Source organism: Polynucleobacter necessarius, assembly GCF_900095175.1.
GTDB lineage: Bacteria > Pseudomonadota > Gammaproteobacteria > Burkholderiales > Burkholderiaceae > Polynucleobacter > Polynucleobacter necessarius_I.
Genome location: NZ_LT606946.1, coordinates 1,822,533 through 1,846,468, shown reverse-complemented (window position 1 = coordinate 1,846,468; position 23,936 = coordinate 1,822,533). Strand labels below are relative to the sequence as shown.

The 23,936-nt window shown below is 47.2% G+C and carries 16 protein-coding genes, 7 tRNA genes, 3 rRNA genes and 2 pseudogenes; 5 read left to right on the top strand and 23 right to left on the bottom strand.

Going from position 1 to position 23,936, the window contains the following annotated elements; translation table 11 throughout:
* Position 1 precedes the first annotated feature (1 nt).
* The 17 genes from rpoB to DXE44_RS09580 all read right to left on the bottom strand — a co-directional run bounded on the left by rpoB (position 2) and on the right by DXE44_RS09580 (position 14,649).
* A complete protein-coding gene (gene rpoB, locus DXE44_RS09660) occupies positions 2–4,102 on the bottom strand; it encodes a DNA-directed RNA polymerase subunit beta (protein WP_114654429.1) in 4,101 nt (1,366 codons plus the stop codon).
* Between the two features lie 178 nt (positions 4,103–4,280).
* Positions 4,281–4,655: a 50S ribosomal protein L7/L12 gene (rplL, locus tag DXE44_RS09655; RefSeq protein ID WP_114654227.1), complete on the bottom strand. Its 375-nt coding sequence runs from the start codon at positions 4,653–4,655 to the stop codon at positions 4,281–4,283.
* Positions 4,656–4,689: 34 nt separating this feature from the next.
* Complete coding sequence (rplJ, locus tag DXE44_RS09650; protein ID WP_114654226.1) at positions 4,690–5,298, bottom strand: 50S ribosomal protein L10; 609 nt, start codon at positions 5,296–5,298, stop codon at positions 4,690–4,692.
* 236 nt (positions 5,299–5,534) lie between these two features.
* The gene (gene rplA / locus DXE44_RS09645; protein ID WP_114654225.1) at positions 5,535–6,236 is read right to left on the bottom strand and encodes a 50S ribosomal protein L1; all 702 of its coding nucleotides are present in this window, start codon (positions 6,234–6,236) and stop codon (positions 5,535–5,537) included.
* A 2-nt stretch (positions 6,237–6,238) separates the two neighbouring features.
* Entirely contained in the window at positions 6,239–6,670 is a 432-nt protein-coding gene (rplK, locus tag DXE44_RS09640; protein WP_114654224.1) for a 50S ribosomal protein L11, read from the bottom strand.
* 154 nt (positions 6,671–6,824) lie between these two features.
* Entirely contained in the window at positions 6,825–7,400 is a 576-nt protein-coding gene (nusG, locus tag DXE44_RS09635) for a transcription termination/antitermination protein NusG (protein WP_114654223.1), read from the bottom strand.
* A 7-nt stretch (positions 7,401–7,407) separates the two neighbouring features.
* Positions 7,408–7,785, bottom strand: a complete 378-nt coding sequence (gene secE, locus DXE44_RS09630) for a preprotein translocase subunit SecE (RefSeq protein WP_114654222.1) — start codon at positions 7,783–7,785, stop codon at positions 7,408–7,410.
* A gap of 20 nt (positions 7,786–7,805) precedes the next feature.
* Positions 7,806–7,881, bottom strand: a tRNA-Trp gene (locus DXE44_RS09625).
* Between the two features lie 12 nt (positions 7,882–7,893).
* On the bottom strand, positions 7,894–9,084 hold the full coding sequence (gene tuf, locus DXE44_RS09620) for an elongation factor Tu (RefSeq protein WP_114654221.1): 1,191 nt from the start codon (positions 9,082–9,084) through the stop codon (positions 7,894–7,896).
* 56 nt (positions 9,085–9,140) lie between these two features.
* A tRNA-Thr gene (locus DXE44_RS09615) sits at positions 9,141–9,215 on the bottom strand.
* Between the two features lie 21 nt (positions 9,216–9,236).
* Positions 9,237–9,310 (bottom strand) — tRNA-Gly (locus DXE44_RS09610).
* 5 nt (positions 9,311–9,315) lie between these two features.
* Positions 9,316–9,400: transfer RNA gene (locus tag DXE44_RS09605), tRNA-Tyr, on the bottom strand.
* A 112-nt stretch (positions 9,401–9,512) separates the two neighbouring features.
* Positions 9,513–9,626 (bottom strand): 5S ribosomal RNA (gene rrf / locus DXE44_RS09600).
* A gap of 108 nt (positions 9,627–9,734) precedes the next feature.
* Positions 9,735–12,608 (bottom strand): 23S ribosomal RNA (locus tag DXE44_RS09595).
* 267 nt (positions 12,609–12,875) lie between these two features.
* A tRNA-Ala gene (locus tag DXE44_RS09590) sits at positions 12,876–12,951 on the bottom strand.
* Positions 12,952–12,981: 30 nt separating this feature from the next.
* Positions 12,982–13,058: transfer RNA gene (locus DXE44_RS09585), tRNA-Ile, on the bottom strand.
* A 58-nt stretch (positions 13,059–13,116) separates the two neighbouring features.
* Positions 13,117–14,649, bottom strand: a 16S ribosomal RNA gene (locus tag DXE44_RS09580).
* Together the 16S, 23S and 5S rRNA genes with 5 tRNA genes alongside form the textbook arrangement of a ribosomal RNA operon.
* Before the next feature lie 493 nt (positions 14,650–15,142).
* On the opposite strand from DXE44_RS09580, the pseudogene DXE44_RS11465 reads away from it, so the two are divergent.
* Positions 15,143–15,801 (top strand): annotated as a pseudogene (locus DXE44_RS11465) (GNAT family N-acetyltransferase).
* Here DXE44_RS11465 and DXE44_RS09570 read toward each other — a convergent pair.
* The 3 genes from DXE44_RS09570 to DXE44_RS09560 are packed head-to-tail and all read right to left on the bottom strand — an operon-like array spanning position 15,798 to position 17,452.
* Positions 15,798–16,130 (bottom strand): c-type cytochrome, encoded by a 333-nt coding sequence (locus tag DXE44_RS09570; protein WP_197712881.1) that lies wholly within the window; start codon positions 16,128–16,130, stop codon positions 15,798–15,800. The pseudogene DXE44_RS11465 and the gene DXE44_RS09570 sit on opposite strands and share 4 nt — an antisense overlap.
* 44 nt (positions 16,131–16,174) lie before the next feature.
* On the bottom strand, positions 16,175–16,822 hold the full coding sequence (locus tag DXE44_RS09565) for a BON domain-containing protein (RefSeq protein WP_114654220.1): 648 nt from the start codon (positions 16,820–16,822) through the stop codon (positions 16,175–16,177).
* Positions 16,823–16,849: 27 nt separating this feature from the next.
* Positions 16,850–17,452, bottom strand: coding sequence for a phosphoheptose isomerase (locus DXE44_RS09560; RefSeq protein WP_114654219.1), 603 nt, complete (start codon positions 17,450–17,452; stop codon positions 16,850–16,852).
* Positions 17,453–17,557: 105 nt separating this feature from the next.
* On the opposite strand from DXE44_RS09560, the gene rsmI reads away from it, so the two are divergent.
* Complete coding sequence (gene rsmI, locus DXE44_RS09555; protein ID WP_114654427.1) at positions 17,558–18,463, top strand: 16S rRNA (cytidine(1402)-2'-O)-methyltransferase; 906 nt, start codon at positions 17,558–17,560, stop codon at positions 18,461–18,463.
* A gap of 124 nt (positions 18,464–18,587) precedes the next feature.
* On the opposite strand, the gene DXE44_RS09550 is transcribed toward rsmI, so the two are convergent.
* On the bottom strand, positions 18,588–19,004 hold the full coding sequence (locus DXE44_RS09550; RefSeq protein WP_231970646.1) for a c-type cytochrome: 417 nt from the start codon (positions 19,002–19,004) through the stop codon (positions 18,588–18,590).
* A 105-nt stretch (positions 19,005–19,109) separates the two neighbouring features.
* Here DXE44_RS09550 and DXE44_RS09545 point away from each other — a divergent pair.
* Positions 19,110–19,185: transfer RNA gene (locus tag DXE44_RS09545), tRNA-Arg, on the top strand.
* 191 nt (positions 19,186–19,376) lie between these two features.
* Positions 19,377–20,411, top strand: a complete 1,035-nt coding sequence (locus DXE44_RS09540) for a fatty acid desaturase (protein ID WP_114654426.1) — start codon at positions 19,377–19,379, stop codon at positions 20,409–20,411.
* A 261-nt stretch (positions 20,412–20,672) separates the two neighbouring features.
* On the opposite strand, the gene DXE44_RS09530 is transcribed toward DXE44_RS09540, so the two are convergent.
* A complete protein-coding gene (locus tag DXE44_RS09530) occupies positions 20,673–21,311 on the bottom strand; it encodes an MBL fold metallo-hydrolase (protein ID WP_415065471.1) in 639 nt (212 codons plus the stop codon).
* Between the two features lie 74 nt (positions 21,312–21,385).
* Here DXE44_RS09530 and gcvH point away from each other — a divergent pair.
* Positions 21,386–21,778 (top strand): annotated as a pseudogene (gene gcvH, locus DXE44_RS09525) (glycine cleavage system protein GcvH).
* On the opposite strand, the gene priA reads toward gcvH, so the two are convergent.
* Positions 21,775–23,904, bottom strand: coding sequence for a replication restart helicase PriA (gene priA, locus DXE44_RS09520; RefSeq protein WP_114654217.1), 2,130 nt, complete (start codon positions 23,902–23,904; stop codon positions 21,775–21,777). The pseudogene gcvH and the gene priA overlap by 4 nt on opposite strands.
* Between the last annotated feature and the right edge of the window lie 32 nt (positions 23,905–23,936).

Below are 23,936 nucleotides of genomic sequence, written 5' to 3'. Positions count from 1 at the left end.
ATCAGTTGCGCTCCATGTCAATGTCAATACCCAACGAGCGGATTTCTTTTACCAACACGTTAAAGGATTCGGGCATGCCAGCATCAATTGTGTGCTCGCCCTTGACGATGTTTTCGTAAACCTTGGTACGGCCTGCGACGTCATCGGACTTCACTGTCAGCATTTCCTGCAAGACATATGAAGCGCCGTATGCTTCGAGGGCCCAAACTTCCATCTCACCAAAGCGCTGACCACCAAACTGAGCTTTACCGCCAAGTGGCTGTTGCGTTACTAAAGAGTAAGGTCCGGTTGAACGTGCGTGCATCTTGTCATCGACCAAATGGTGGAGTTTCAAGACGTGCATTACGCCAACAGTTACAGGACGCTCAAACTGATCGCCAGTACGGCCGTCACACAAAATCATTTGCTGACGTGAAGGCGTCATCTTCAATGCAGTAGCTACTTCATCTGGATAAGCCAACTCCAGCATGCGGCCGATTTCAGCTTCGGTTGCACCGTCAAATACTGGAGTAGCAAATGGCAAGCCTTGGCGTAAATTCTCAGCCAAAACAGTAATCTGCTCATCAGTGAAGTTATCGATATCTTCGATACGACCGGTTTCGTTGTAAAGCTGCTTCATGAACTTGCGGAGTTCAGCTTGCTTAGCTTGTTGACGAACCATCTCATCAATACGCTTACCAATACCTTGAGCTGCCCAACCTAAGTGGGTTTCCAAGATCTGACCTACGTTCATACGGGAAGGAACGCCCAATGGGTTCAAGACGATATCAACAGGGCGTCCGTCAGCCATAAATGGCATGTCTTCTGCAGGAGCGATTTTAGAAACCACACCTTTATTACCGTGACGACCGGCCATCTTGTCGCCAGGCTGTAAGCGACGCTTAACTGCCAAGTACACCTTAACCATCTTCGTTACGCCAGGCTGCAAATCATCACCTTGGGTAAGCTTGGTGCGCTTCTCTTCAAAAGCCTCATCAAATTGCTTACGCTTCGCTTCGATAGAAGATTTGATTGCCTCAGCCTGTGTGGCAACCTCATCATCTGCTGGATGAACATCAAACCAATAGTATTTATCTAGGCTGGCAAGGTATTCCTTGTCGAGCTTAGTGCCTTTAGCTAATTTCTGAGGACCACCATTGGCAACTTTGCCAATCAACAGCTTTTCTAAACGCATGAAGGCATCGCCTTCAACAATACGCAACTGGTCGTTTAAGTCCAAACGATAGCGTTGTAATTCTTCTTGAATAATTGACTGCGCACGTGCATCGCGCTCAATGCCTTCGCGGGTGAAGACTTGAACATCAATAACGGTACCGATCATTCCAGATGAAACGCGCAAAGAAGTATCTTTAACGTCAGATGCTTTTTCACCGAAGATCGCACGCAGTAACTTCTCTTCTGGAGTGAGAGTAGTCTCACCCTTAGGAGTAACTTTACCAACCAATACGTCACCAGCTTCAACCTCAGCACCGATATAAACAATACCGCTCTCATCCAAACGGGAGAGTTGTGACTCAGCCAAGTTGGAGATATCGCGTGTAATTTCTTCTGAACCAAGCTTGGTATCACGAGCAACAACCGACAACTCTTCAATATGAATAGAGGTGTAACGGTCGTCAGCAACAACTTTCTCAGAGATCAAGATTGAATCTTCGAAGTTGTAACCGTTCCATGGCATAAATGCCACAGTCATGTTTTGACCCAAAGCCAATTCACCCAAATCGGTAGATGCGCCGTCAGCAACTACGTCGCCACGGGCTACACGATCACCAGCCTGAACGATTGGACGTTGGTTAATGTTGGTATTTTGGTTAGAACGGGTGTACTTGATGAGGTTATAAATATCCACACCAACTTCACCGGCCGCTGTCTCGTCATCGTTTACACGAATAACTACACGGTTAGCGTCAACGTAGTCAACGATACCGCCACGGGAAGCCAAAATAACTGTACCTGAGTCAACCGCAACGATACGCTCTAAACCTGTGCCAACCAATGGTTTATCTGGACGCAAGCAAGGAACCGCTTGACGTTGCATATTCGCACCCATCAACGCACGGTTCGCATCGTCATGCTCCAAGAATGGAACCAATGAAGCAGCAGCAGAAACGATCTGACTAGGGGCAACGTCGATGAAATCGATACGCTCTGGGCTAACCATCATGGTCTCACCAGCTTGACGCGCTGAAACCAATTCATCGGCCAACTTACCACTCTTGTCGATCGTTGCGTTTGCCTGAGCAATCACGTATTTCGCTTCTTCAATCGCAGAGAGGTAAACCACTTCGTCGCTTACTTTGCTATTGGAAACTTTACGGTATGGGGTCTCTAAGAAACCATGTTCATTCAAACGCGCAAACAACGCGAGTGAGTTGATCAGACCAATGTTTGGTCCTTCTGGAGTTTCAATTGGGCAAACACGTCCGTAGTGGGTTGGGTGTACGTCGCGCACTTCGAAACCTGCGCGCTCGCGCGTCAAACCACCAGGTCCCAATGCAGAAATACGACGCTTGTGCGTAATCTCTGACAATGGGTTTGTTTGGTCCATAAACTGGGACAGCTGTGAAGAACCGAAGAACTCACGAATCGCTGAAGAGATTGGCTTGCTGTTAATCAAATCATGCGGCATGAGGTTTTCTGTTTCGGCTTGGCCGAGACGTTCTTTAACCGCACGCTCAACACGTGACAAACCAGCACGGAATTGATTCTCAGCCAACTCACCTACGCAACGTACGCGACGATTACCTAAGTGATCGATGTCATCGACTTCGCCTTTACCGTTACGCAAGTCAACCAAAGACTTAATGGTGTCGAGGATATCTTCGTCCGACAAAACCACTTTGCCTTCCATCTCAGAACGACCGAGACGGCTGTTTACTTTCATACGACCAACGCGTGATAAATCGTAACTATCTTCGTTGTAGAACAAGCGCCGGAACAAGGCTTCAACAGCATCTTCTGTTGGAGGCTCACCAGGGCGCATCATGCGATAAATGGCAATACGAGCAGCCATTTGATCTGCAGTTTCATCAGTACGCAATGTCTGTGAAATGTATGCGCCAGAATCCAAATCATTGGTGTAGATGGTTTCCAATTGCTTAATGCCTGCATCGCGCAATGTAGCCAACAACTCTTCAGTGATTTCATCATTAGCGTAAGCTAGAATTTCACCAGAGTCTGGATCAATGATATTACGTGCAACTACGCGACCAACTAAGTAATCATCTGGGACAACGATGTTCTTTGTCTTAGCAGCTTCGAGCTCACGAATATGTTTTGCATTGATACGCTTGTCTTTTTGAATGACAACAACGCCATTCTTATCTAGCACATCAAAGCTGGCCATTTGGCCACGCAAACGCTCTGGAACAAATTCCATAGAAGCGCCATTTGCGCCCAATGAGAAATGATCAAAGTTAAAGCAGTTTGCAAGAATCTGCTCGTTGTTTAAACCAATTGCTTTGAGCAAAATGGTGACGGGCATCTTACGACGACGGTCAACGCGGAAATAGAGAATGTCTTTTGGATCAAACTCAAAATCGAGCCATGAACCACGGTAAGGAATGATGCGCGCTGAGAACAGCAACTTACCTGAGCTATGTGTCTTGCCCTTATCGTGCTCGAAGAACACGCCTGGGGAACGGCGTAACTGAGAAACGATGACGCGCTCAGTACCGTTGATCACAAAAGAGCCGTTATTAGTCATGAGTGGAATTTCACCCATGTAGACTTCGCTCTCTTTTACCTCTTTAACCTTAGTAGGTGCTTCGCGATCATAAATAATCAAGCGAACTTTTACACGTAAGGCTGAGTGGTATGTGTAACCACGTTGTTGACATTCTTTAACGTCAAACGGTGGCTGTGACAACTGATATGACACGTATTCCATACGTGCGTAGCCATTGTTGGACACAATTGGGAATGCTGATGTAACGGCAGCTTGAAGTCCCTCTGTAAGACGAGACATTGCTGGCTTTTCAGCCTGTAAAAATTTAGCGTAGGATTCCAGCTGCGTTGCAATCAGGCATGGAACCTGATGATTATTTACTCGCTTAGCAAAGCTTTTACGGACTCGCTTGCGTTCGGTGAAGCTGTAGTTCATTTCATCTCCGAATTCAGCGACTGTACAAAGATTTGGCGATTGGCCACTACCAATCACTGGCGGACAACACTAAATCGAAAGATCTAGTGTCCGACCAAACTTGCATTCTGCAGTCGTATCAGAAGGCAAACCCAACATGGCTAGCACCCCTTTTTGAGGGGCGCTAACTGAGTTTGTATTACTTGAGTTCTGCTTTAGCGCCAGCTTCTTCAAGCTTCTTCTTAGCTTCTTCAGCAGTCTTCTTATCAACAGCTTCTTTGATTGGCTTTGGTGCGCCATCAACTAAGTCTTTAGCTTCTTTCAAGCCAAGACCAGTGATTTCACGAACAGCCTTAATTACTGAAACTTTGTTTGCGCCAGCTTCGAGCAAGTTAACAGTGAATTCTGTTTGCTCTTCACCAGCAGCAGCTGCGCCACCACCAGCAGGACCAGCAACAGCCATCGCTGCAGCTGAAACGCCAAACTTCTCTTCGAACGCCTTAACCAAGTCGTTCAAATCCATTACGGACATGCTGCCTACTGCATCAATGATTTCTTCTTTGGTAATCGCCATTTTTAGCTCCTAATACTTAATAGTTAATCTGCGCTTATTCAGCGGCAGGGGTTTGCGGTGTTTCTGTTCCAGCTTCTGGGGCTGCGGCTTCAGGCTCAGCGACTGCTTCTGAGGCTGCTGCTTCAACTACAGGTGCTGCAACTGGAGTAGGTGCTCCGGCTGATTTTTGCGCTGCTACTGCGCCCAATACGCGAGCCATCGCAGATACTGGTGCCAACATCACACCTAACAACTGAGATAACAACTCGTCGCGGCTTGGAATTGTTGCAAGAGCTTTAACGCCCGCAACGTCTAACAACTTGCCGCTATATAAGCCAGCAGTAATGACTAGCTTGTCTTGAGTCTTAGCAAAGTTCTGCAATACTTTTGCCGAAGCAATCGGATCAGCAGAGATGCCATAGATCAAGGGGCCAACCATCGAATCAGCAAGAGGCTCAAACTGTGTGCCTTGTGCAGCACGGCGTGCCAATGTGTTCTTCAAAACGCGAAGATATACACCTTGGTCACGTGCGCTAGCACGTAGCTTTGTCAACTGCTCTACTGGAATACCACGGTATTCAGCGAGCACGACTGTTTGAGCTCCAGCCAATTGAGCGCCGACATCAGCAACAATCGCTTTTTTGTCTTGTACATTCAAAGGCACGGTTTAACTCCTAAAAAAACCAACTGTTTCCAGTTGGGGTTACACACCAGCGTCTGATCATTTGTCACAAGGAAATCTTGTGAAATCTTTTCAGGGTCGCCATCTGCGCTGGCTATTACTTTCGTAACGATTAAGAATTAGTTCTGAGTAAGCAAATAATTCACCAACGGTCTTTGATGTTCGACTCTCACTCAAAGAGCGGGAGTCGACCCAAAGTTCTTTTTGCTACAGGCTAATTACTGAGCAGCCTGTATCGATGCTTGGTCTACACGTACGCCTGCACCCATGGTGCTGCTTACGGCAACCTTCTTTAAATAAATGCCCTTAGATGCAGGTGGCTTAGCTTTGTTCAAAGCCTCAAGCAATGCGAGCAAGTTTGATTTCAATGCAGCTGGTTCGAATGAACGACGGCCAATGCTTGCGTGCACGATACCGGCTTTGTCCACACGGAATTGCACTTGACCTGCTTTTGCATTCTTAACTGCAGTAGCAACGTCAGGAGTAACAGTTCCCACTTTTGGATTCGGCATCAAACCACGTGGGCCCAATACTTGACCTAAAGTACCAACAATCTTCATTGTGTCTGGGGATGCGATCAAAATATCGAAATCGATTTTGCCGCTCTTAATTTGGTCAGCGAGGTCTTCCATGCCAACGATCTCAGCACCAGCTGCTTTAGCTTGTTCAGCTTTTTCGCCTTGTGCAAATACCGCTATACGAACATGCTTACCTGTACCGGCTGGGAGCACAACTGCGCCACGCACAACTTGGTCAGATTTCTTCGCATCAATACCCAACCGAACTGCAACGTCGATAGATTCATCGAACTTCGCAGTTGCACATTCTTTAACTAGGTTCAATGCATCTTCTAATGTATAAAACTTATTGCGATCTACTTTAGATTCAATCGCCTTTAAACGCTTAGATAACTTAGTCATGATTAGAGGCCTTCCACTGTGATGCCCATGGAACGGGCGCTACCAGCGATAGTTCTTACAGCAGCGTCCATATCAGCAGCTGTCAAATCTGGCATTTTTGCTTTAGCAATTTCTTCTGCTTGAGCACGTGTAATTTTGCCTACCTTATCGGTATGCGGACGTGGTGATCCTTTTTCGATCTTTGCGGCCTTCTTAATCATGATGGCTGCTGGAGGAGTCTTCATGATGAAAGTGAAGCTCTTATCAGCAAACGCTGTAATCACGACTGGAATTGGAAGGCCAGGTTCCATGCTCTGAGTTTGAGCATTAAACGCCTTACAGAATTCCATAATATTAAGGCCGCGTTGACCCAATGCTGGACCTACGGGGGGTGATGGATTTGCTTTACCTGCAGGGATCTGCAGCTTGATAAAGCCAATGATCTTCTTTGCCATTGATTGCTCCTAAAAGCGCGCCTAACCTCATTAGGAAAGACCGCTGTTGAGTAAACGCTTTACTAGTTTTTGGCTTTCTAGATCCGCTCCTCGGTTATTGCTAACCACTTAAAACCACTACTTTTGCTACTAAACCCCCTAAATTGGGTGTTTTTTACATCTTTTCTACTTGCCCGAACCCCAGCTCAACTGGGGTACCGCGGCCAAAAATTGTAACAGAAACGCGCAATCTTGACTTCTCGTAGTTCACTTTTTCGACGTTTCCGTTGAAATCTGTGAATGGACCTTCTTTAACGCGAACCATCTCGCCCACCTCAAACAAGGTCTTAGGCTTAGGTTTATCAACCCCAGCCTGCATTTGATCCATGATTTTGGTCACTTCAGCCGTAGAAATCGGGCTTGGTCGGCTTCTTACACCACCAACGAAACCGGTCACTTTTGGCGTATTTTTCACCAAATGCCAGCTCTCGTCAGTCATTTCCATCTCAATTAGTACATAGCCGGGGAAGAAGCGGCGCTCAGAAACTGACTTAGTGCCAGACTTGATTTCTACAACCTCTTCGGATGGGACCAAGATGCATCCAAATTTCTCTGGCATTCCAGAGCGTGCAATACGCTCCTCAAGACCTCTTTTAACGCTTTTTTCCATGCCTGAATATGCATGAATCACATACCAACGCATATTGCCGGTAGCCTGTGGATTATTTGAAACCAATTCAGTATCAATCATTTTTTACTCACTTCCAGCCTAGGAAGACTGAAAAAACTAGCCATTCAATTAATTTGTCTGCAATCCACAAAAACAGGGACATGATCACAACAAAGCCAAATACGACTAGAGTCATCTGAGTCGTCTCTTTACGAGTCGGCCAAACAACCTTTTTTACTTCATACCAAGAGTCTTTTGCATAGGCGATAAAACGACGCCCATCTGCCGACATCGCCACAATCAAAACTGCAACAGCAATTCCGCCAAACAAAACAGCCAAACGAATCAATATCGATTGATCGGCCAGCGTGTAGTAAAGAACTAACGCTGCAACGACTAGTAAAGCAGCGAGCCCAGAGACCCAGCTGCTTTTTTCTTCGGTATGACTTGCTGTATGTTGAGACATATTACTTTCAGTTCAAATCGTGGCAGGGGCGAAGGGCATCGAACCCCCAACCTTTGGTTTTGGAGACCAACGCTCTGCCAATTGAGCTACACCCCTTTATTAAAACTATTAAGCCAAAATCTTTGCAACCACGCCGGCGCCAACAGTACGGCCACCTTCACGGATCGCAAAACGTAAACCTTCTTCCATCGCGATTGGAGCGATGAGTTTTACGGTAATAGTCACGTTATCACCAGGCATTACCATTTCTTTGTCTTTTGGCAACTCGATTGAACCAGTTACGTCCGTTGTACGGAAGTAGAACTGTGGACGATAGTTGTTAAAGAATGGAGTATGACGACCACCTTCATCTTTACCCAAGATGTAAACCTCGGCTGTAAAGTGAGTATGTGGGGTGATTGAACCTGGCTTAGCCAATACTTGGCCGCGCTCAACTTCTTCACGTTTTGTACCGCGTAACAAGATACCAACGTTATCGCCTGCTTGACCTTGGTCGAGCAATTTGCGGAACATTTCAACACCAGTACAAGTTGTCTTGAGTGTTGGCTTGATACCGATAATTTCAATCTCTTCACCAACTTTAACGATACCGCGCTCGATACGGCCTGTAACAACAGTACCGCGACCGGAGATAGAGAGCACGTCCTCTACTGGCATCAAGAACGCACCGTCAACAGCACGCTCTGGAGTTGGGATGTATGAGTCAAGTGCTTCAGCCAACTTCATGATGGCTTCTTTACCCAATGGGCCTTCGTCGCCTTCAAGTGCTAACTTAGCAGAACCTTGAATGATTGGTGTGTCATCGCCTGGGAAGTCGTACTTAGATAGAAGCTCACGAACTTCCATTTCTACGAGTTCTAACAACTCAGCGTCATCCACCATGTCGCACTTGTTCAAGAACACGATGATGTATGGAACACCAACTTGGCGCGCCAAGAGGATGTGCTCACGAGTTTGTGGCATTGGGCCGTCAGCTGCAGAGCAAACCAAAATAGCGCCGTCCATCTGAGCAGCACCAGTAATCATGTTCTTAACGTAGTCAGCATGTCCTGGGCAATCCACGTGTGCGTAGTGACGATTCGCAGTCTCATACTCAACGTGTGCTGTATTAATAGTAATACCGCGTGCTTTTTCTTCTGGAGCAGCATCGATCTGATCGTATGCTTTTGCTTCGCCACCAAATGCTTTTGAAAGCACGGTTGCGATAGCTGCTGTCAATGTGGTTTTACCGTGGTCAACGTGACCGATTGTACCAACGTTTACGTGCGGTTTTGTCCGCTCAAACTTTTCTTTTGCCATTTTTTTGTCTGCCCTTAGTTAACTCTTAAACCAACACACGAAATTAAAATTTTCCATGGTGCCCATGGGCAGGATCGAACTGCCGACCTCTCCCTTACCAAGGGAGTGCTCTACCACTGAGCCACATGGGCAAATACAAATACTATTAATACTGGAGCGGGATAAGAGAATCGAACTCTTGACCGAAGATTGGAAATCTGCTGTTTTACCATTAAACTAATCCCGCACATCTGGTGGAGGGGGTAGGATTCGAACCTACGTAGGCATAGCCAACAGATTTACAGTCTGCCTCCTTTAGCCGCTCGGACACCCCTCCGCGAACCCAATATTCTGACTCCAAATGGAGTTTCTGTCAATCTCTAAAACCTCAAAACGCTTTGCACAAGTAAAAACGCCCAGACCTAAGAGGGTCTGGGCGTCGCATTGGTGCCCGGCAGTTACCTACTTTCACACGGGTAATCCGCACTATCATCGGCGTAAAGTCGTTTCACTGTCCTGTTCGGGATGGGAAGGAGTGGTTCCAACTTGCTATGGTCACCGGGCGTAGAGGGTCGAGTTGCTGATAAATCATCAACAACTCTATTTGAGTAAGCATGTAATAAGGATGCAGATTAAATCTGGCAAACATCCAACACAATAGTGCTGGTTATAGGATCAAGCCTAACGGGCAATTAGTATCAGTTAGCTTAACGCATTACTGCGCTTCCACGCCTGACCTATCAACGTTGTGGTCTTCAACGACCCTTTATGTAGGTTAAACCTACGGGAGATCTCATCTTCAGGCAAGTTTCCCGCTTAGATGCTTTCAGCGGTTATCTCTTCCGTACATAGCTACCCTGCGATGCTTCTGGCGAAACAACAGGTACACCAGCGGTACGTCCACTCCGGTCCTCTCGTACTAGGAGCAGCCCCCGTCAAATCTCCAACGCCCATGGCAGATAGGGACCAAACTGTCTCACGACGTTTTAAACCCAGCTCACGTACCTCTTTAAATGGCGAACAGCCATACCCTTGGGACCGGCTACAGCCCCAGGATGAGATGAGCCGACATCGAGGTGCCAAACACCGCCGTCGATATGAACTCTTGGGCGGTATCAGCCTGTTATCCCCAGAGTACCTTTTATCCGTTGAGCGATGGCCCTTCCATACAGAACCACCGGATCACTATGACCTGCTTTCGCACCTGCTCGACTTGTCGGTCTCGCAGTTAAGCACGCTTTTGCCATTGCACTTTAGGTACGATGTCCGACCGTACCAAGCGTACCTTCGTACTCCTCCGTTACACTTTGGGAGGAGACCGCCCCAGTCAAACTGCCTACCATGCACTGTTCCCGACCCAGATAATGGGCCAAGGTTAGAACCTCAAACAAACCAGGGTGGTATTTCAAGGTTGGCTCCAGCGGAACTAGCATCCCGCTTTCAACGCCTCCCACCTATCCTACACAGACCGGTTCAAAGTCCAATGCAAAGCTACAGTAAAGGTTCATGGGGTCTTTCCGTCTAGCCACGGGTAGATTGCATCATCACAAACATTTCAACTTCGCTGAGTCTCAGGAGGAGACAGTGTGGCCATCGTTACGCCATTCGTGCAGGTCGGAACTTACCCGACAAGGAATTTCGCTACCTTAGGACCGTTATAGTTACGGCCGCCGTTTACTGGGACTTCAATCAAGAGCTTGCACCCCATCATTTAATCTTCCAGCACCGGGCAGGCGTCACACCCTATACGTCCACTTTCGTGTTTGCAGAGTGCTGTGTTTTTATTAAACAGTCGCAGCCACCTTTTTATTGCAACCCTTTCGTTCTCCCCTTGTACAGGGTCAAACTACCAGGGCGTACCTTATCCCGAAGTTACGGTACAAATTTGCCGAGTTCCTTCTCCTGAGTTCTCTCAAGCGCCTTAGAATACTCATCTCGCCCACCTGTGTCGGTTTGCGGTACGGTCTTGTTAGACTGAAGCTTAGAGGCTTTTCTTGGAACCACTTCCAATTGCTTCGCGAATAAATTCGCTCGTCTCACGCCCTTGAATTACGCTACCGGATTTACCTAATAGCCATCTCCAACGCAAGAACCGGGACTTCCAACACCCGGACAACTTTCCGCGATCCATCCCCCCATCGCATCTAACAATGGTCAAGGAATATTAACCTTGTTCCCATCAGCTACGCATCTCTGCCTCGCCTTAGGGGCCGACTCACCCTGTTCCGATGAACGTTGAACAGGAAACCTTGGGCTTACGGCGAGGGGGCTTTTCACCCCCTTTATCGCTACTCATGCCAGCATTCGCACTTCTGATACCTCCAGCATCCTTTACAAGACACCTTCACAGGCTTACAGAACGCTCTCCTACCATCACATTACTGTGATCCGCAGCTTCGGTTATATGCTTAGCCCCGTTACATCTTCCGCGCAGGACGACTCGATCAGTGAGCTATTACGCTTTCTTTAAAGGATGGCTGCTTCTAAGCCAACCTCCTGACTGTTTTAGCCTTCCCACTTCGTTTCCCACTTAGCATATATTAGGGACCTTAGCTGGCGGTCTGGGTTGTTTCCCTCTTGACACCGGACGTTAGCACCCGATGTCTGTCTCCCGTGCTTGCACTTGTAGGTATTCGGAGTTTGCTATGGCGCAGTAATCCGCAATGGACCCCACTACCATGACAGTGCTCTACCCCCTACAGTGATACACGAGGCACTACCTAAATAGTTTTCGGAGAGAACCAGCTATTTCCAGTTTTGTTTAGCCTTTCACCCCTATCCACAGCTCATCCCCTAACTTTTCAACGTTAGTGGGTTCGGTCCTCCAGTACGTGTTACCGCACCTTCAACCTGGCCATGGATAGATCAACTGGTTTCGGGTCTACACCCAGCAACTAGCGCCCTATTCGGACTCGCTTTCGCTACGCCTTCCCTATTCGGTTAAGCTTGCTACTGAATGTAAGTCGCTGACCCATTATACAAAAGGTACGCAGTCACCTCTTACGAGGCTCCTACTGTTTGTATGCACACAATTTCAGGATCTATTTCACTCCCCTTCCGGGGTTCTTTTCGCCTTTCCCTCACGGTACTTGTTCACTATCGGTCGATTACGAGTATTTAGCCTTGGAGGATGGTCCCCCCATATTCAGACAGGATTTCACGTGTCCCGCCCTACTTGTCTCTAGCCTAGTACCACCCAATAATTTTCACATACGGGACTATCACCCTTTATTGTCGGACTTTCCATTCCGTTCTGTTAATTACTGAGCTATCACTAGTAGGCTGTTCCCATTTCGCTCGCCACTACTCTGGGAATCTCGGTTGATGTCTTTTCCTCTTGCTACTTAGATGTTTCAGTTCACAAGGTTCGCTTCTCATACCCTATGTATTCAGGTATGGGTACCACAAAAGTGGTGGGTTTCCCCATTCAGAAATCCCCGGATCAAAGCTTATTTACCAGCTCCCCGGGGCTTATCGCAGGTTATAACGTCTTTCGTCGCCTGTAATCGCCAAGGCATCCATCATGTGCACTTATTCACTTGATCCTATAACGAGCACCATTGCTAGTACCTGTTACAGGTTTACTTCTACTTCTGACATGTTTGCCGTAATCCAAACTGTAAGTACTTTGTTAAGAACTTGGTAAAACTCGTTTGTATTACTGATTGATGATTCAATCTTTACCCTTATTACATTGTCAAATATCCTCTCAAAGAAACATTTAACACTTTGCTTACTCAAATTTTTAAAGAACAGCCATAAATGGCAAAACTAAACGATTAAATGTTCGTTTAGTTTTGCTATTTAGATGATGGTGGAGGATGACGGGATCGAACCGACGACCCCCTGCTTGCAAAGCAGGCGCTCTCCCAGCTGAGCTAATCCCCCAACGTCCCACTAAGTCTTGTTTCTGGCTGGTGGTGGGTCTGGTAGGACTTGAACCTACGACCCCTGCGTTATCAACACAGTGCTCTAACCAGCTGAGCTACAGACCCGTGGCTTTTATTGTCAACCGATAAGTGTGGGCACTAGAGCTCCAGCATCTTTCTCTAGAAAGGAGGTGATCCAGCCGCACCTTCCGATACGGCTACCTTGTTACGACTTTACCCCAGTCATGAACCCTGCCGTGGCAGTCGCCCTCCTTGCGGTTAGGCTAACGGCTTCTGGCAAAACCCACTCCCATGGTATGACGGGCGGTGTGTACAAGACCCGGGAACGTATTCACCGCGACATTCTGATCCGCGATTACTAGCGATTCCAGCTTCACGTAGTCGAGTTGCAGACTACGATCCGGACTACGATGCATTTTCTGAGATTAGCTCCCCCTCGCGGGTTGGCAACCCTTTGTATGCACCATTGTATGACGTGTGAAGCCCTACCCATAAGGGCCATGAGGACTTGACGTCATCCCCACCTTCCTCCGGCTTGTCACCGGCAGTCTCTTTAGAGTGCTCTTGCGTAGCAACTAAAGACAAGGGTTGCGCTCGTTGCGGGACTTAACCCAACATCTCACGACACGAGCTGACGACAGCCATGCAGCACCTGTGTTCACTTTCCCTCACGGGCACCTAATGTATTTCTACTTCGTTAGTGACATGTCAAGGGTAGGTAAGGTTTTTCGCGTTGCATCGAATTAATCCACATCATCCACCGCTTGTGCGGGTCCCCGTCAATTCCTTTGAGTTTTAATCTTGCGACCGTACTCCCCAGGCGGCTGACTTCACGCGTTAGCTACGTTACTCAGGATGTAAATCCCGAACAACTAGTCAGCACCGTTTAGGGCGTGGACTACCAGGGTATCTAATCCTGTTTGCTCCCCACGCTTTCGTGCATGAGCGTCAGTGTTATCCCAGGGGGCTGCCTTCGCCATTGGTATTCCTCCACATATCTACGCATTTCACTGCTACACGTGGAATTCTACCCCCCTCTGACACACTCTAGCTATACAGTCACAGGCGCCATTCCCAGGTTAAGCCCGGGGATTTCACGCCTGTCTTGTATAACCGCCTGCGCACGCTTTACGCCCAGTAATTCCGATTAATGCTCGCACCCTACGTATTACCGCGGCTGCTGGCACGTAGTTAGCCGGTGCTTATTCTTCAGGTACCGTCATTCCCGGACTGTGTTAGAGCCAGTGTTTCTTCCCTGACAAAAGAGCTTTACAACCCGAAGGCCTTCTTCACTCACGCGGCATTGCTGGATCAGGGTTTCCCCCATTGTCCAAAATTCCCCACTGCTGCCTCCCGTAGGAGTCTGGGCCGTGTCTCAGTCCCAGTGTGGCTGATCGTCCTCTCAGACCAGCTACTGATCGTCGCCTTGGTGGGCTTTTACCCCACCAACAAGCTAATCAGACATCGGCCGCTCTAATCGCGCGAGGTCTTTCGATCCCCCGCTTTCCCCCTCAGGGCGTATGCGGTATTAGCACGGCTTTCGCTGCGTTATCCCCCACGATAAGGTACGTTCCGATGTATTGCTCACCCGTTCGCCACTCGCCACCAGGTGCAAGCACCCGTGCTGCCGTTCGACTTGCATGTGTAAGGCATGCCGCCAGCGTTCAATCTGAGCCAGGATCAAACTCTTCAGTTCAATTCCTGTGATCCTTGCGGATCGTCGCACTCATTCAAGAAATTGACTTGGTAATAAAACCAAATCTTTTTACTGTCTATGAGTACTATTTATTTACATCTGTCCCGAAGGACTTGATGCTTTCACTTAGTACCCACAATTATCGGTTGACTAATTTTTAAAGAGGGCTGACTTGTTTGGTATTTCTTAAAAACATTCAGCAGAGAGATGAGACTGTATCTCACGTATTTGGGTCTGTCAACACCTTTCGTAGTCTTTTTCTCTCAAAATGCGAAGTTTTTTCTTACTTTTGAAATAAATCCATTAAAAACAATGGGATAGAGATTGAAAATATTTTGAACTTTTTTCATAATTTACGTATTTTTATGGATAAGGTATAAAAAAGTGGTGGTATACCCGCAGTTTTTACCCATTTCCCTCTTCCTCCTCCCGAAAATGGCATATACCTAGGGAAAACCCTGAAAATTTTGGTGATTTCTGCTAAGATACTGCAATGCACCATAAATTAGCGACCAATCACTTACCTAGCAAGCCATATACGGCTAGCTCGGTTGTTCCTGTTCGTGAATTACATGCCGGACACAAGGGTGAGATATTGAGTCATCTTTTGCTATTAAATGAAGAGGATCGCCGTCTACGCTTTGGCACCTAGACGCCTGATGAGGTCATTCATCACTATGTAGATGGGCTAGATTTTAATAGAGATACCGTTTTTGATAGCTTTGATTCTGAACTAAACCTGATTGGCATGGCGCATTTGGCCTATTTACCAAAGATCAAAGATCAGCCGCGGGCCGCGGAATTTGGCGTATCCGCGCTTCCAGCCGGACGTGGAATGGGCATTGGCACAGCATTGCTAGCACGCGCTTCAGTGCACTCACGCAATACTCGTATCGAAACCTTGTTTGTGCACTGCCTAGCAAACATAAAGCGATGATGCGGCTCGCTCAAAAGGCTGGAATGCGCGTTGAATATGCATATGGCGATGCAGATGCTTACTTGAAACTGCCGCCTGCAAATCCAGGGACGATTGTTGAAGAAGCCGCCAATGAGCAATGGGGTGACTTTGACTATGCGCTGAAAGAAAATTTTAAGCGCTCAAATGATGCCTGGTCTTGGTTGCTAGGGAAGCCTGTCGTTCGCCCAACTTAATTTGCGCGAGGTGCTCCGCGCAAAATCCAAGTTGTCAGCAAGGATACATCGACATCGCTTAACTTCGCATTTGCTGGCATAGGCACAACACCCCAAGATCCCGAACCGCCTTTAATAATTTTGTTTTTTAAAAACACTATTGCGCTAGGATCGTTCGCATATTTTTTTGCAATCGCCTGAAAGCTTGGCCCCACAATTTTTTTATCTATTGCATGGCACCCTAAGCAAGCACTTTGTTTTGCAAGTGCGAGTGCCTTTGCATCATCTGCAGTAGCGCGCGCACCAACAGAAAAAAGTGAAAGGAGGGTGGCAAGCAAAAAAAATTTCACGCCTGATCTCAAAAATAATTTTTGGCGGACCACTACCAAACTACTTACTGATTTGGAGCGGAGTTAGGCTGAGACTCGTCGGCCTTACCTTGTTTTTCTAAGCGCACTTTTTCTGCCTCAGAAATAATATCGAAGTAGGCGTAAACCTCTTTTACGCCATCAGCATTGCTTGCTACTTTCTTAGCAATCGCTGCCTCATTCTGCGTCAAAATTCCCATCAAATAAACACTGCTACCTTCAGCAACAATCGCCATGGAGTTGAATGGCAACTTGTCTGTAAAAATCATTTGTGTTTTGATTTTGGATTCGAGGAATGTATCGTTTGCGCGAGCCGTATAAGTGCTATTTGGCCCAATGATCAATTCATTAAAGACGGAACGTACGTTCTTCATAGCCTTTACATAAGCGCCAGCCTGGCCTTTAATATCGGCATCTTTCGCTTCACCGGTCAACAATACCTTTTGATTAAATGAAGTCACATTGATGTGTGCATCGTCGCCATAGCGCTTAGCCAGAGCGTTCCCAGCTTCGAGTTCAATGCCCTTATCAATTGCCTGCACAGCTGGCGTACGACGGTCAGCCATGACACTCGCGCCCGCTACAACACCACCAACGGCTAACACTCCACATCCAGATAAGAATGATGAAATCAAAATCGCAGCAAACAGTTTGATGGTGAGCGTATTTCTCATGTAAGAACTTTCTAATTGGTGAGGCTATTAATCAAGCAAGAGATGGTCTACACCATCACATAGCGCGTGAAGCAAAACTAAATGCGTTTCTTGAATGCGTGCAGTGCGAGTGGAGGGTGCGCACAAATGAATGTCATCGGCGTCTAGCAAGCTTGCAATTTTTCCGCCGCCATTACCAGTCAGGGCAATAATTTTGATCCCCATTTTTTTTGCAGCCTCGATTGCCTTCACTACGTTTTTTGAATTTCCGGATGTAGAAATTCCAAGCAAGATGTCGCCTTTTTTTCCAAGGCCGCGCACTTGCTTACTAAAGATCTCGTCATAGCTGTAGTCATTTCCTACCGCAGTCAAAATTGAAGTATCAGTTGTCAATGCAATCGCAGCCAACTCTTGTCGCTCTCTCTCAAAGCGACCAATCAGCTCAGCGGCAAAATGTTGTGCATCAGCAGCAGATCCACCATTACCGCAGGCCATCACCTTTCTACCAGCACGCAAACAATCTGTCATGGCAACGATGCCAAGAGCAACTTGCTCAGGAAGCATTTTTTCAGCTTCTTGCTTTACAGCAATGCTGTCCAAGAAATGTTGGGATGCGCGAGCGCGCAAACGTTCGAGGGTATCTTTATCCATCACATTATTATGCGCCAAAGTACGCGCAAAATGTCTATGCTGCCCCCAACTGAAAAGGGGCGTATTCTCTTACTTATTGATATCTCTTTTATAAAAGATTGCCCCATGGAATTAAGCTCCTTTGACTTTTTAAAACAGCAGGATTTACCGGCTGGGGCCTTATATATGGTTGCCACTCCCATCGGCAACATGGGAGACATCACCTTGCGGGCTCTGCATGTGCTTAATTCTGTAGACGGCATTGCTTGTGAGGACACCAGGCATAGCGCACCCTTACTTCAACACTTTGGCATTCATAAGAAATGTGTCGCCTTGCATGAACACAATGAGATTGCTGGCGCTCAAAATATTATTCAGCATCTCTCCCAAAATGAACGTTGGGCCCACATCTCTGATGCTGGCACTCCAGGGGTTTCCGACCCAGGCGCACGCTTGGTGAATGCGGTTCAAAAAGCAGGCTTTCGAATTATTCCCATACCTGGCGCTAGCGCCGTATCCTCTGCCGTTTCTGCTAGCGGCTCAGTGATGCTACCTTCGGAAGGGCGCTTTCAGTTTCTCGGCTTCTGGCCAAACAAAGCCAAAGAGCGAAGTACGCTGATCCAAGATATTCGCAGCAATTCAAAAGCGAGCATTTTTTTTGAATCACCACATCAAATCCGTGAAACGCTGATGATGATGAACAAAGAGCTAGAGCCAGACCGACAGGTACTGGTAGGGAGGGAGCTGACTAAAAAATTTGAGCAGCTCGTCACACTCACTGCTGCAGATATTCCCGCGTGGCTTGAGCAAGCAGAAAGTCTCAAGGGTGAATTTATTGTTTTGGTGGCTGGCCGCCAAGCCAATGCTGATGAGGCTCCGGAGCGCTCAGCGCTATTGCTGTGGGCAAATGCATTAAGCCCCTATTTAGGCAGCAAGGAAATTGCTGCCGTGCTCGCACAAACACTAGGGCTCAGCAAGAAAGAAGCTTACCAGGTGGCGCTTGATGCTAAAGGCCAAGATGATGGGCAATAAAAAAGCTGGCTACATGCCAGCTTTTTCGAGTTCGCTAAAAATTATTTAGCGGCAGGAGTGTCGGGAGCTTTAGGCTCTGGCAATTTACCGCCAGCAGGGTTTGCTAGATACACAACGGCGCGACCTAGCTCGTAATCGCTGATGTCTGCTGGGCTTGCACCGCCACGCGCAGGCAAGCGCCCTTGCCCTTGAGTACTGAGGTCAACAAGCCATCGTAACCCTTACCAAGACGGGCGCTCCAAGCAGCAGTATCGCCAAACTTCGGCGCACCAGCTGCGCCACTTGCATGGCATGATGCACATACTGCTTTGTATACCTGTTCGCCAGTTTGTAACTCACGCGGCTTGCTAGCGTCTTTAAAGTTTAATTGCGCAACAGGTTTAATTAATACCTCAGCAGATGCTTCAGCATCTGTGCGCTTGCCATTATTTACAAACACCATTAGCAACAAAATAATAATCAGTGGCACAAAAAAGCTAGCAAACACCATGATGATTAGTTGTTTAGGGGACTTAATTAGGCTGCCGTGCGCTTCGCTCATAGGACTTTTATCGTTTGACGGGTTGAAGGATTACTTTGCCGTGATTATAACGAGACCGAGAGGGTATAGGCACTTACAATGGCGTAGTTAGCGAATTTCCTACTGGCGCCCGTAGCTCAGTGGATAGAGTATTGGCCTCCGAAGCCAAGGGTCGCAGGTTCGATTCCTGCCGGGCGCACCAAAACAGGGGGGGGTTTTTGACCTATATCATGCGTAAATCCGTGAAAAAGGCTATCATTTGTACCTAACTTATTGATTCTTATCATGTCAAATCATCTAAATTCTGCACTCTCTGAGCCCTCAATTGCCAATCCTTTGGCACCTGATCTTCCATTGCCTCACCGCAAAGTCATTCGCAGCTGGCTGATCCCAATGGCTCAAGGAGAAACAGCAAAAGCAATCGCGCTTTTAGTAATAGATGCAGCTTTATGGCTTGCTTGTATAGCTGAGACCATTTTTGTCGAAAGTATCTTAATTAAGATTATCTTGGGCTTGGTTGCTGGTTTTGTTACCGGCCGTATCTTTATCTTGGGGCATGATGCTTGCCACCAAAGCTACACACCTCACCGCAAACTGAACAAAGTCTTGGGTCGTATTGCGTTCCTGCCGTCCTTAACCCCATATAGCTTATGGGATGTAGGCCATAACGTAGTTCACCACGGTCAAACCAATCTTAAGGGCTTTGACTTCGTCTGGGCCCCTCTATCGAAAGCTGAGTTTGATGCTCTGCCACCATGGCGCAAAGCTCTAGAGCGCCTTTACCGTAGCGGCTGGGGCCCAGTTTTCTACCACCTAATTGAAATTTGGTGGAGACGTGAGTACTTCCCCAATGCCAAGAACAAGCCGGGCGATCGTCCAATTTTCCTGAAGGACAACCTGTTGGTGACTGGTTTTGCCATGGTTTGGACTGGTTGCCTCATTGCTGGTGCCCTTGCCACTGGCCAATCAGTTTGGCTTGGCCTGATCACCGGCTTTGCTGTTCCGTTCTTATTCTGGAACGGCATGATCGGCTTTGTGGTTTATGTTCACCATACACATCTAAAAGTTTCTTGGTATGACAAGAAATCCGAGTGGTTGCGTGCCCAGCCTTTTGTATCTACTACAGTTCATCTGATCTTTAACTGGATTTGGGGCTCTCTGATGCACCATATCATGGAGCACACCGCCCACCACGTAGATATGAGCGTTCCCCTATATCGCCTCCAAGAAGCTCAAAATACCCTTGAAACCATCCTTCCAGAGCGTATTTTTGTGCAAAAGTTCTCTTGGGCCTGGTATTTCGATACAGCGCGCAAGTGCAAGCTGTATGACTTTGAAAATAAGGCTTGGTTGGATTTCGATGGCAATAAAACGGCCGATTCAGTCCGAGTCGTCCTAAGCCCAGCCCCAGCGGGACAAAACGGGTAAAATATATCTTCTGTACAAGATTTGGCTTACCCGGATTGCCCATGACTACCTCGACTCCAGCTGCTACCCAAGAAACCTCACAGAGCCTTAAGTTTTGCTCTTCATGCAGTCGCGAAAGGCGCCTAGAAGGTGGCGCCTGGATTCTGACAAGCAATCGAAAGCAACGCTGGATTTGCGCTAGCTGTTTGTACAACCGCACACATCGCACTGGCTCAGCAAAAGCCCAATTTCTCAATTAGACCTCACCAAATTCAAGTTTGATCAATCCCCAACGTAGGGATTTGTTTGGCGCTCTTTGCCAAAAGTGGACATAGGTCCGTGTCCCGGAACAAACTGCACATCATCGCCAAGTGGCCATAACTTTGTCTTAATTGCATTAATTAAGTCGGCATGATTGCTACGCGGGAAATCTGTTCTGCCGATTGATCCAGCAAATAAAACATCGCCAACTAAAGCCAAGCGATCTTCTTTGTCAAAAAATACTACATGGCCTGGGGTATGGCCGGGACAGTGCAACACCTCTAAATCAACATTGCCAACTTGTACATGGTCGCCATCCTCTAACCAGCGAGTAGGCACAAATGCTTTTGCATGACCAAATCCAAAACGTACAGTTTGCTCAGGCAATTGATCTAACCAAAACTGTTCATCAATTTGCGGACCCTCAATAGGCACACCCAGTTCATCAGCCAGGTCCTTAGCTGCAGCACAATGATCGAGGTGGCCGTGAGTCAACAAAATCTTTTTAACGGTTCCGCCCATTTGTTGCACGGCCTCCAAGATCTTATCTGTATCGCCGCCCGGGTCTACCATTGCTGCATCACCTGTTTCTTGACAAACCAAAACTGAGCAGTTTTGCTCAAATGGAGTAACAGGAACAATTCCCAATTTGATCGGCATAAATAAGAAACACTTAAAGTAGTTAGCCACTAGTTTATGGCAAAGAAGCTAGAATATCTCTCACAGGATACACAATGAAAACTCAAGACACATTTAAATTCGCAGAAACCCATGAATGGGCCAGCATCGAAGATGATGGAGTAGTGTGAGTCGGTATTAGCAATCACGCGCAAGAAGCCTTAGGTGATGTGATGTTTTTTCAAGCCCCGAAAATTGGCCAACAAGTAAAGCAGGGTGAGGCTATTGCCGCAATTGAGTCCGTTAAGGCCGCAAGTGATATTCATGCACCCATTAGTGGTGAGATCATTGCCCTGAATGATGCAATGGATGGCAGCCCTGAAGTGGTGAATGAAAAACCTTATGCAATTTGGCTGTTTAAAATTAAACCGACATCAACGGAATCTTTAGCCGCAGATCTCAATGTTTTAATGTCTCTTGCGCAATATGAATTTGGTCCAGGCGCCTAAATACTAATTGGGTCCCGCTCAACGAGCCAACGGATGCGGGATGTTTTGCTGATTCTTCCTGTGGAATCTTGACGCAAATCCTGATCAATCATTTCAAGCGTCTCTTGTAGCGTCTTGCGATTAGTAGACTCAATTAATAACTGGGCGCGCTCTGATCCCGCCACCCTCATAACAGGCTTAGGTACAGGGTCATAGGCCTTCAGCTCTTTTGTGAGCATGCCTTTGCTTCTCATGCGAGCCTTCAGTTCAAGCAAAAACTGAATCGCCTTATCTAGGCTTTTGCCTTCCGCGTGAATCAGGGCTTGATAAGAGTAGGGCGGCAACTTTGCCTCTTCACGCTCGCTTGCAGTGAATGCTAGAAATCCATCAACATCGTGTCTAAGCAAATACTGAAAAACGGGTGACTCGGGGTACTGAGTCTCGATATAAATATCACCGCCAGCATCACTGCTACTGCCAGATCTACCTGCACGTCCAGCCACTTGAACTAACTGCGCAAATAATCTTTCTGCAGCCCCAAAGTCTGCCGAATAGAGTCGACTATCCGCGTCCAATACCGCAACCAATCCAATGTTTTGATAGTCATGTCCCTTGGCAATCATTTGAGTACCAACAACAATATCTACATTTCCATTATGAATTTCCTGAAAGAGTGCTTCCGCTCCTTTACTCTTTCTGCTTGAGTCTGTATCGACCCGTAGCACCCTAGATTGGGGCCACATCTCTTCTATTGCATCTTCTAATTTTTGTGTGCCATGCCCAAGCGTTTTTAAATCGGCATTTCCACAATCTGGACAAAACTGTGGAACAGGTTTTGCCAAGCCACAATGATGACAACTCAACACCGATCTTTTCCCCAATGCTCCCGCCTTATGCATCACAGTGTAGGTTGAGCATTGTGTACACTTTGACAACCAATTGCATGCCGAGCAACTCAGTACCGGAGCATAACCTCGGCGATTAATCAAAATTAAGCTCTGCTTTTTTTCTGCCAAGGTCTTAGTGATGGCGTTCGCAAGCGTTTTACTAATAAGGCTCTTTTCTTTGGTTGCGCCGACATCCCCTGGACTAAATTGATTTCGTGGGTCACGCATATTGATTAGGTGCACACTTGGTAGGTTTGCGCCCTGCGCTCGCTGATCTAGCCGAATATATTCATAGCGGCCCGATTGGGCGGCAAGCCAGGTTTCTAGTGATGGTGTTGCAGAAGATAGGAGGATGGGAATTTTTTGATCATGCGCTCGCCATATTGCCAAATCTCTTGCTGAGTATCGCGTACCATCTTGCTGCTTATATGACGGGTCATGCTCCTCGTCGACTACGATGGCGCGTAAGTTTGTCATTGGCGTTAATGCTGCCAACCTTGTTCCTAAAATAATTTTCGCCTTGCCCGTCATTGCTTCATACCAAGCAATGCCTCTTTTCTTTTCACTGACACTGCTATGCAGTACAGCCATTTTTTTATCTGGGAAGTAGGCCTTCACGCGCCTTTCTAGTTGCGGCGTTAAATTGATTTCTGGCACCAGCAACAGTACTTGTGCGCTTTCATCATGCAAGATGCTTGCTAGCCAATTCAGAAATACAGCGGTCTTTCCGCTGCCGGTCTGACCCTGCAACAGGATTGCTCTAAATTGATTTTCTTTTTCATGATTTGCTAATAACTCTTGCAAGGCTTTCTTTTGGCTTGAATTTAATTGTTCTTGGGTTATTAATCCCCCTGCAAGTACATCAAGCTTTTTTTTACTCTTTTCAGCTGACTCTAGTTTTTCGGGAATTTTTTGCCAGTTATCAGCCTTTTTCCACATCTGTGGAATAACCGGCAAGATGGTTTCTCCCAGCGCGTGGATATAGTACTGGCTTGCAAAATTCATCAGTCGCAATAAGGAGGGATCGAATGCTGGAAGGGGGGCAAGGCGCTCTACAGACTTAAGCTTTTCTATCTCATAATCGGAGTGATTGCTCACTTTTATTACAAGTCCAATTTCCTTCCTCCTAGTAAAGGGCACCTCAACTACATTACCTATTTCAGGTAATTTGCCTAATTTTTCTGCATCCCATAGATAGTCAAACCCCTGTGCTAGGGGCTTATCTATCACTATCTGAACAACGATGGGATGGGGGGTCATTTACTCAAATTTTCTGTCTTACCCTGTGGATA

Excerpts from the sequence above, each read along its gene's own strand:
- rpoB (WP_114654429.1), bottom strand. The coding sequence starts at position 4,102 with ATGAACTACAGCTTCACCGAACGCAAGCGAGTCCGTAAAAGCTTTGCT.
- rplL (WP_114654227.1), bottom strand. The coding sequence starts at position 4,655 with ATGGCGATTACCAAAGAAGAAATCATTGATGCAGTAGGCAGCATGTCC.
- rplA (WP_114654225.1), bottom strand. The coding sequence starts at position 6,236 with ATGACTAAGTTATCTAAGCGTTTAAAGGCGATTGAATCTAAAGTAGAT.
- rplK (WP_114654224.1), bottom strand. The coding sequence starts at position 6,670 with ATGGCAAAGAAGATCATTGGCTTTATCAAGCTGCAGATCCCTGCAGGT.
- nusG (WP_114654223.1), bottom strand. The coding sequence starts at position 7,400 with ATGATTGATACTGAATTGGTTTCAAATAATCCACAGGCTACCGGCAAT.
- secE (WP_114654222.1), bottom strand. The coding sequence starts at position 7,785 with ATGTCTCAACATACAGCAAGTCATACCGAAGAAAAAAGCAGCTGGGTC.
- tuf (WP_114654221.1), bottom strand. The coding sequence starts at position 9,084 with ATGGCAAAAGAAAAGTTTGAGCGGACAAAACCGCACGTAAACGTTGGT.
- DXE44_RS09565 (WP_114654220.1), bottom strand. The coding sequence starts at position 16,822 with ATGAGAAATACGCTCACCATCAAACTGTTTGCTGCGATTTTGATTTCA.
- DXE44_RS09560 (WP_114654219.1), bottom strand. The coding sequence starts at position 17,452 with ATGGATAAAGATACCCTCGAACGTTTGCGCGCTCGCGCATCCCAACAT.
- rsmI (WP_114654427.1), top strand. The coding sequence starts at position 17,558 with ATGGAATTAAGCTCCTTTGACTTTTTAAAACAGCAGGATTTACCGGCT.
- DXE44_RS09550 (WP_231970646.1), bottom strand. The coding sequence starts at position 19,004 with ATGAGCGAAGCGCACGGCAGCCTAATTAAGTCCCCTAAACAACTAATC.
- DXE44_RS09540 (WP_114654426.1), top strand. The coding sequence starts at position 19,377 with ATGGCTCAAGGAGAAACAGCAAAAGCAATCGCGCTTTTAGTAATAGAT.
- DXE44_RS09530 (WP_415065471.1), bottom strand. The coding sequence starts at position 21,311 with ATGCCGATCAAATTGGGAATTGTTCCTGTTACTCCATTTGAGCAAAAC.
- priA (WP_114654217.1), bottom strand. The coding sequence starts at position 23,904 with ATGACCCCCCATCCCATCGTTGTTCAGATAGTGATAGATAAGCCCCTA.